The following is a 7,450-nucleotide window of genomic DNA, read 5'->3' as shown; positions in this document are numbered from 1 at the left end:
GCCCCGGTGAGGGCCCTCCCCGCCGTCGCGCCGGGTGTCTACCAGTACGCGCCCGATGTGGTCCTCGAGGTCGTGCAGAGCGGTCTGTGGGTGCGCTCCCCGGCCGAGTCCCCGGCCGGCCACGCGGTGCGCTCCTCGCCGGCAGACCCGGCCTACCCGGCTGTCCTGTACGACGGGACCAATCCGATGGCGGCCGACCGCATGCGGTTCATCGCCTACGAGTTGCTGCGCGGCCTCGACCCGTCGTTCGGTCGGCTCAGCCGCATCATGCCCTCCAGCGAGGCGGCCCGTGGCCCCGCTGACGGCTACCCGCTGCCCGTGGCCGCCGTGACGAACGGCGGGGCGGCGCTCACCGCGGCCGGGCCGGCGAACGGCCGCGTCCTGGAGGGCCCGCCGAGCGGTCGGGAGGCCGTCCCGCTGCCCCCGGGGGACGCGGGCACCTGGGCCGATCATCCGCCCGCGCCCGAGCCCGCCCAGGCCCCGGAGTCCGGTTTCGCGGTCGGGCCTGGGTCTGTCCCGCCGCAGCAGCCGTCTCTCGCGCCGCGGCCCGGCCCCCGGGATTCGCAGCCGCAGACCACGCAACCCAGGCGGGAAGCACCCGTTCCCGACACCGAGCGGTCGGTGCCTCGCACCGAGGTGTCCGCACCCGAGCCCGCGGCCACAGGCGGGGACGCCAGCACCCAACGGTCCGTCCCGCCGCACTCGGCGGTGCCGCCGGTGCCGGCCGCTCCTATGGCGCCGGTGTCGGCCGGCCCTGTGCCGCCGGTGTCGGTACCCGCGGTGCCGCCGGTGTCGGGGGGCCCTGCGCCGACGGGTTCGGATGGCCCTGTGCCGGCGCCGGCATCTCCTTCCCCGGCCGCGCACGCCGAGCCGGCGCCGGCCGCGCCGCGCATCCGCCTGGAGTCCTCCACACCGGAGCCGGTGCGTCCGAGCCCGCAGTCGCCCACCAGGGCGGCGGACGGCACACGGGACAGTGCCCCGGCCGACGGCGGTCCGCTCCCAGAACCGGCTGCTGCCGCCCCGCCCCCGGAGCGCCCCGCTCCGACGGGTGGCAGCGCCGTCCAGGTGCAGCCCAGACCGACAGCCGCCGCCAGCGTGGTGCCGCCGCAAAAGGGTGTCGACCGTGAACGGGACTGGGTACGGCGCAGTCTCGGAGGGCGCTACGACACCGCGGCGGCCTTCGTCTCCCGGGTGCTGTCCGAGTCGCCGGGGCTGCACGGCGGGCCGCGGAGTTCCGCGGCCGACGCCCTCACCGACCTCGCGGCGATCCGCCTGTACCTGTCGGGCGCGACGTCGGCGATCGACGCCGCCATCCGGGCCGGCACGGCCGGACCACACGTCCCGCTGGCCCGCTGCGCCGCCAGCGGGCTGCGCCGTCTGCCGTCGTACCGGGGCGCCGCCATGGTGCGCGCCACGCTCACCGCGGCGGAACGCGGCTGGTACCAGGAAGGCAAGGTGGTGACGGAACGCTCGTTCCTCGCCGCTGTGTCCACCGCGCGCCGCGGTATGCCGGGCAACACCGACGTCCTGGTGTGGTCCCTGACGGCGCGCCGGACCGCCTTGGTGGCGCCGGACCTGCCGGACCGTGTGCTGTTCGCGCCCGGCACCCGGTTCAAGGTGCTGCGCGTGGAGGGTGGTGACCGGCCTGTCGTCATGCTGCGTGAGCTGGCCGCATCCGAGTTCGACGAGCACGGCCGTGTCGGCGACGGGCGCGTGCCGCTCGACGAGATCGCGCTGACCGGGCTCGAACAGGTCCGCGGCTTCTGGCGGGAGGCCGAGAACGGCCGCGAGGGGCAGGCGGGTGTGCCGCTGCCCGAGGAGTACGCGGGCGCGCTGTGCGCCGCCCCCGGGCTGCAGATCCAGACCGGCGAGCCAGGCGGGCCGCGGCAGCCCGCACCCTCACCCGGTACCGTGCCACAGAAAGGGGCGAAGCCGTGAACCGGCAGGTCCTACGGGTCTCCGCGACTCAGTCCGGCGCCTACCGCACCGTGTCCCAGGCGCTGGCGGCGGCCGGGGAGGGCGCCCTGATCGCCATCGCGCCCGGCGCCTACACCGAAGCGGTCACCCTCACACGCGCCGTCACGCTGTCCGCTGACGGAGATCCCGGAAGCGTGCGGCTCGAGTCACTGGTGGGCAGTACCGTCACCGTGGACGCCGAGGCGGTGCGGCTGTCCGGCATCACCCTGTGCGGTTCCGACGCGAACGTGGCGGTCCTGGACGTCCGCCGCGGCCAGGCGGCACTTGACGGCTGCACCGTGACGGGCAGCCAGGCGTGGGCCGCGATGGTCGCCTGGCAGTCCGGCGAACTGACCGTCCGCGACTGCTCGGTGAGCAATCCCGGCGGTGCCGGGATCGTCGTCACCGCCGGCACCGCCAACATCGTCGAACGCACCACCGTCACCGATCTGGGCTCCTCCGCCGTCGTCGTCGCCGAGAGCGGACGCCTCACGGTACGTGGCTGCACGCTCGAGCGCATCCGCGGAAACGGCATCTGCGTCAACGGCCAGGGCGGTATCACCGTCGAGACCACCAAGGTGACCGGAAGCGAGAAGCCCGCAATCGTCGTGGAGCAGCAGGCCAAGGCGGAGCTGACGGGCGTGACCGTCACGGCGTCCGCCAGCCTCGACGCGTACCTGACCAGTACCGGACTGACCACGCTCACCGACTGCGTCCTGAGCGGATCGGGCGGACAGTCGGTGCACATCAGCGGCGGAGCGGATCCACTGCTGCGCAGCTGCACGATCGCATCGGCGGCCAACAGCGCGCTGCAGGTGACCGGCGGTTCCAAACCTCGCCTGGAGAGCTGCGAGATCAACGGCACACCCGTGGCCGTCCTGGTCGAAGACGGCAGCCAGGCCGCGTTCCAGCGGCTGCGCGTTCAGGGCGCGGCGCGGATCGCCGCGCAGCTCAGCGGCGGCGCCACCGCCGTCTTCGAGGAGCTGTCGGTCTCCGGCGGTTCCGCCGGGCTGCGGGTGACCGGCTCCGCCCGTGCCGAGCTGGGCAGGTGCGACATCGACGCCCACCAGGGCACCGCTGTGGAGCTGAACGACGGTGCCTCCGCCCGGCTGGAGGGCGTGCGGCTGCGAACCGCGGGCGACTGGTGCGTCGCGGTGTCCGGTGGCGCGCGGGCCGAGGTGGAGTCGTCCACCATCGCGGACGCCGGCGTCCTCATCGGCACTGACGGCGAGGTGGCACTGCGGGACAGCGAACTGTCCGGAGCCTGCGGGGACGGGGTACGGGTGCTCGGCGGCGGCACCGTCATCGCGACCGGCTGCCGGGTGCACGATGCCAAGGGGCACGGGGTCAACGTGCAGGCGTCCGGCCGGGCCGACCTCAGTGACTGCACGATCACCGGCAACATCGGTGACGGTATCCGCAGCAACTCGGAAGAGCCGGTCGGCGTCCAGCGCTGCGACGTCACCGACAACGGCGGTTTGGGCGTCAACCGGCTGCGCGGCGACGAGGACGCCGACGAGCCCGCGCAGACCGGCCTGCCATCCCGGCAGCCCGGTGCGGACGCGCAACGTGCTCCGGCTCCCTCGCGCCGCGAGCGCCGCATCGTGTCCCGCAACAGCACCGGGCCGCTCGCCGAACTCGACGCCCTCGTCGGACTGGAGAGCGTCAAACGCGAGGTCACCGGTCTGATCAACCTCAACAAGATGACGCAGCGGCGCGAGGAACTGGGCCTGCCCATGCCGCCGATGAGCCGCCATCTGGTCTTCGCCGGCCCGCCCGGCACCGGCAAGACCACCGTGGCCCGGCTCTACGGTGCCGTCCTCGCCGAACTCGGCATCCTCGCCCAGGGGCACATCGTCGAGGTCTCCCGGTCGGGGCTTGTCGCGCAGATCATCGGCGGTACGGCGATCAAGACCACCGAGGTGTTCAACAAGGCACTCGGCGGCGTGCTGTTCATCGACGAGGCGTACACCCTCACCAACCAGGCGAGAGGCAACGGTCCCGACTTCGGCCAGGAGGCCGTCGAGACGCTCATGAAGCTGATGGAGGACCACCGCGACGAGATCGTCGTCATCGTCGCCGGATATTCCGAGCAGATGGGCCAGTTCCTGGAGTCCAACCCCGGAATGGCCTCCCGCTTCGCGAGGACCGTGGAGTTCCCCAACTACGAGGTCTCCGAACTCGTCACCATCGTGCAGGGGTTGTGCGACAAGCACTACTACGAGCTCGACGAATCCGCCGAGGAGGCCCTGACCCGGTACTTCGAGAACATCCCCAAGGGGCCGACGTTCGGCAACGGTCGCGTCGCCCGCTCGGTGTTCGAGACGATGATCAGCAATCAGGCGTCGCGGCTCGCCGTCGACCCGCCGCACGACACCGCCGCCCTCAACCGCCTTGAGGCAGTGGACATCGGGCCCGTTCCGCAGGTTGAGGGCGGCACCGCACCGGACGCCGAGCCGGAACCGCCCCGGCGCGGGCTCCCGCAGGCACCGGCGGAACCACCCCCGGCCATGCGCCGTCTGGCCGGGATGTGCGGCCTTCGCGACGTCCGCGCCGCGCTGCTGAAGCGCACCAACGAACTGGTGGCAGCGTGCCGCGACGGCAAGCCGCCCGTACCGGCCGCCAACATCGTCCTGGCCGGCGAGCAGGGCAGCGGTCGGCGCGCCGTGTCCACCCTGTACGCGAAGTGCCTGGCGGAGACCGGGGTGCTGGCCAACGGAGTGGTGCACCGGGCGGGGCTCTCGCAGATCCCGACCCGCTGGGCCGAACAGGCGGGTGCCTACGCGGCCACGCTGTTCACCGAAGCCGAAGGCGGAGTACTCGAGTTGGAGCTCGACGAAGCCTTCGCCACCCGGCCGGACCAGGAACGTTCCGCGGTGTGGGAAGCCGTGGCCGCCGCGGCGGCTCGCGCACCGCGCACCGCACTCTTGCTCCGCGGCGCACACACCCGGCTCAGCGAGGCACTACGGGAACGCAACGACGTCGCCCGCTGCTTCGCGGAGTACCTGCGCTTCCCTCCTTACACCGCGGAGGAGCTCTCCGACCTGGTCTGCCGCCGCCTCGGCACGCGCGGTTTCCACGTCGACGAGGCCGCCCACCGGACGCTGGCCGCCCGGCTGGCCGACCGGCCGCCCGCCGACGGAGCCCGGGGCGCGCACCGTTTCGCCGACCGGATCGCCGAGCGGGCGCAGTCTCCGGTGCTCCGTCTGAGGGAGGCACCTGACGTCGCCGGCGGGTCCGGATCTCCGACAGCACGGGACGCGTGGGCACAGGCCGGTGTAGCGGGAGGCAACGCATCGCCCGCACCGTTCCTCGCCGGCACGGCGCCGGGCCAGGATTGAACCGCCGTAGGCCGCCGGTGAAGCGGCGGCATTCCATGCACAGCGAAAGGACGAGCGATGGCCAATTCGCAGCAGTCAGTAGATATTGAAGGTATGAAGAGGGCGCAGCCTCACTTCGAGACTGCGCTGAGCGAAACCGCCCGTGTGTACAACAACATGGATGACCAGGCGAAGACCCTGGAAGGCAGCTGGACGGGTGACGCCGCCCAGTCGTTCACCACGGCGCTCAACCAGTGGCTGGAGAACTGCAACACCGTCAAGCAGCAGCTCAAGGTCGTCACCGACAAGCTCGCCGAGCACACGGGCCTCTACCAGCAGGTCCACTCCGACACCTTGGACGCGACCCAGGCCCTGAACAACGCAATGGGCGCCGGCCTGCCCGGCTTCTGACCGGGGCACCGGGGTTCGCTCCCCCATCCGGGCACCGCCCTGCCCAGCTCCACAACACACCACGTCGATGAAGGGAAGCGCACAATGACGACGTACCAGGTGAGCTTCGAACAAATGGAATTCGTGGGAGGTGAGATGGATGCCATCACCCAGCAGATACAGAGGACACTCACTGACTTGGACGACGGTTCCAAGCAAAGCCTCGCCGAGTGGTCGAGCGACGCGCGTGACGCGTACAACATCGCAAAGGCCAAGTGGGACGCGGCAGCGGCGGAAATGCAGAAACAGGCAGTCGCAGCCAGGCAGGCACTGGGCCACATCGACGACTACTACCAGCACGGTGAGAAGTACGGCACCCAGATCTGGAACCAGTGACGTGGCGACGTCAGGCTCGAGCCGCGCGAAGGGGTGGTGAGCGGTGGCCAACGGCGCACTCGGCGGGAACGTGACTTCTGGTTCCTCCACATCCAAGACCCCGGAGCAGTACAACGGCGGCACGTACACGGACAGCAGCACGGGCAACATCGACCAGAGTACGCTGCCCGCCGTCCCGAGGGTCCCCGGCAGCTCGGCGCAGGGCGACGGCAAAACCTCGGTGGACACTTCGTCGCTCAAGCAGTTCGCCGACAACCTGGGCACGTTGGCTGACGCGCTCGGCGAGGCCAGGACCCGCGTCGAGAACCTCAAGCCGGTCGCCTGCGGCACCTTCAACGAGGCGAAGTCCTTGGCGCAGTCGGTGACGGGTGACAACGGACTGCAGCCGAACTACAGCAAATCGCTGCACCTGCTGCGACAGGCCTTGATGGACACAGCCGACTCGGTCAAGACGCTGGCCGGCAAGTACTCGACGATCGAGGACATGAACCAGAAGGCGGGCAACGACCTGCAACAGCTCATCCAGGGGGCGCAGAGCGACACCCAGGCGCTGCAGCAGGGCCTGCAGTCCCCGGGGGCGAACGGGAGCAGTTCCTACTCCCAGCAGCAGTAACAGTAGGAACGAGCGCAACGCGGGCGGCGACGCTTGCAGCGCATGGCCCGGTGAGACTTCACCGGGCCACAGCTCTTGGGCCGGACCTGCCGTTCCCGAGACCCGCGGACACTTGAGGAAGGAGGTTACGGATCGAAGGCATCGGCGACTTCGGAAGCCGCACGGCACGACGAACAGCAGATGCCCCCAGCATGCGGGGCTCGACACAGGCGATGACGGCGCAACGTCCGTAAGGCGGGCGGTGCGCCTTGCGAGCGTTGGGCGGACGGGAGCGCGCACAGCATGGCAAGCGACAGCGACAGCGACAGCGGCAGCGGCAGCGACGGCAGCGGGAACGGCGACAACGGCACCAGCACCAGCACCGGGAACGGCACCGGCGACCCCGCCAGTGAGTACGGCGACTGGAGCTGGAAGCAAGTGATCAAAGCCGTCGCAGGTGAGGACCCCGACAATCCTGGCCAGAGCCAGCCCTCGAACCCGCAGGCGCTGCAGGACGCTGCCAACGCCTTCTGGTACGTGGAACAAGTGCTTCAGGAGGTCGGCCAGAGTATCGCTGACCAGACCGAGGCGCTTGTGGGTGAACACGGACCATGGCAGGGGGAGGCCGCCCAGGCCTTCAGTGGAGCGATGCAGGGGCTTTCCAAGGACGTCACCAACATGGCCAATGCCTTGTCCGGCGGCGTCACCGGCGACTACAACGTCCCGCAGCAGTTGGCGAACAACGCGCAGCACCTGCGCAGCCGGAACAGGGCCGCGCCGTAGAACTTGGTGTTCC

The 7,450-nt window shown here is 71.0% G+C and carries 5 protein-coding genes and 1 pseudogene; all 6 read left to right on the top strand.

Features of this window, described 5'->3' with window-relative positions:
• A pseudogene (locus ABZ646_RS35375) lies at positions 1-1,938 on the top strand (hypothetical protein); the annotation flags it as partial.
• Positions 1,935-5,297, top strand: coding sequence for a right-handed parallel beta-helix repeat-containing protein (locus ABZ646_RS35370; protein WP_360528331.1), 3,363 nt, complete (start codon positions 1,935-1,937; stop codon positions 5,295-5,297). The pseudogene ABZ646_RS35375 and the gene ABZ646_RS35370, both read left to right, overlap by 4 nt.
• A 57-nt stretch (positions 5,298-5,354) precedes the next feature.
• Positions 5,355-5,687 (top strand): WXG100 family type VII secretion target, encoded by a 333-nt coding sequence (locus ABZ646_RS35365; RefSeq protein WP_360528328.1) that lies wholly within the window; start codon positions 5,355-5,357, stop codon positions 5,685-5,687.
• 84 nt (positions 5,688-5,771) lie between these two features.
• Positions 5,772-6,062, top strand: coding sequence for a WXG100 family type VII secretion target (locus ABZ646_RS35360; RefSeq protein ID WP_360528325.1), 291 nt, complete (start codon positions 5,772-5,774; stop codon positions 6,060-6,062).
• Between the two features lie 43 nt (positions 6,063-6,105).
• The gene (locus ABZ646_RS35355) at positions 6,106-6,675 is read left to right on the top strand and encodes a hypothetical protein (protein WP_360528322.1); all 570 of its coding nucleotides are present in this window, start codon (positions 6,106-6,108) and stop codon (positions 6,673-6,675) included.
• A gap of 282 nt (positions 6,676-6,957) precedes the next feature.
• Positions 6,958-7,437 carry a WXG100 family type VII secretion target gene (locus ABZ646_RS35350; RefSeq protein ID WP_360528319.1) on the top strand — a complete coding sequence of 160 codons (480 nt, stop codon included), beginning with the start codon at positions 6,958-6,960 and terminating at the stop codon, positions 7,435-7,437.
• The last annotated feature ends 13 nt before the right edge of the window (positions 7,438-7,450 follow it).

This window comes from Streptomyces sp. NPDC007162 (assembly GCF_040634175.1).
Taxonomy (GTDB): Bacteria; Actinomycetota; Actinomycetes; order Streptomycetales; family Streptomycetaceae; genus Streptomyces.
This window is presented reverse-complemented; position numbering and strand designations above follow the sequence as displayed.

Bases quoted from the DNA above. Each gene is read 5' to 3' on its own strand.
- ABZ646_RS35365 (WP_360528328.1), top strand. From the start codon at position 5,355: ATGGCCAATTCGCAGCAGTCAGTAGATATTGAAGGTATGAAGAGGGCG.
- ABZ646_RS35360 (WP_360528325.1), top strand. From the start codon at position 5,772: ATGACGACGTACCAGGTGAGCTTCGAACAAATGGAATTCGTGGGAGGT.
- ABZ646_RS35350 (WP_360528319.1), top strand. From the start codon at position 6,958: ATGGCAAGCGACAGCGACAGCGACAGCGGCAGCGGCAGCGACGGCAGC.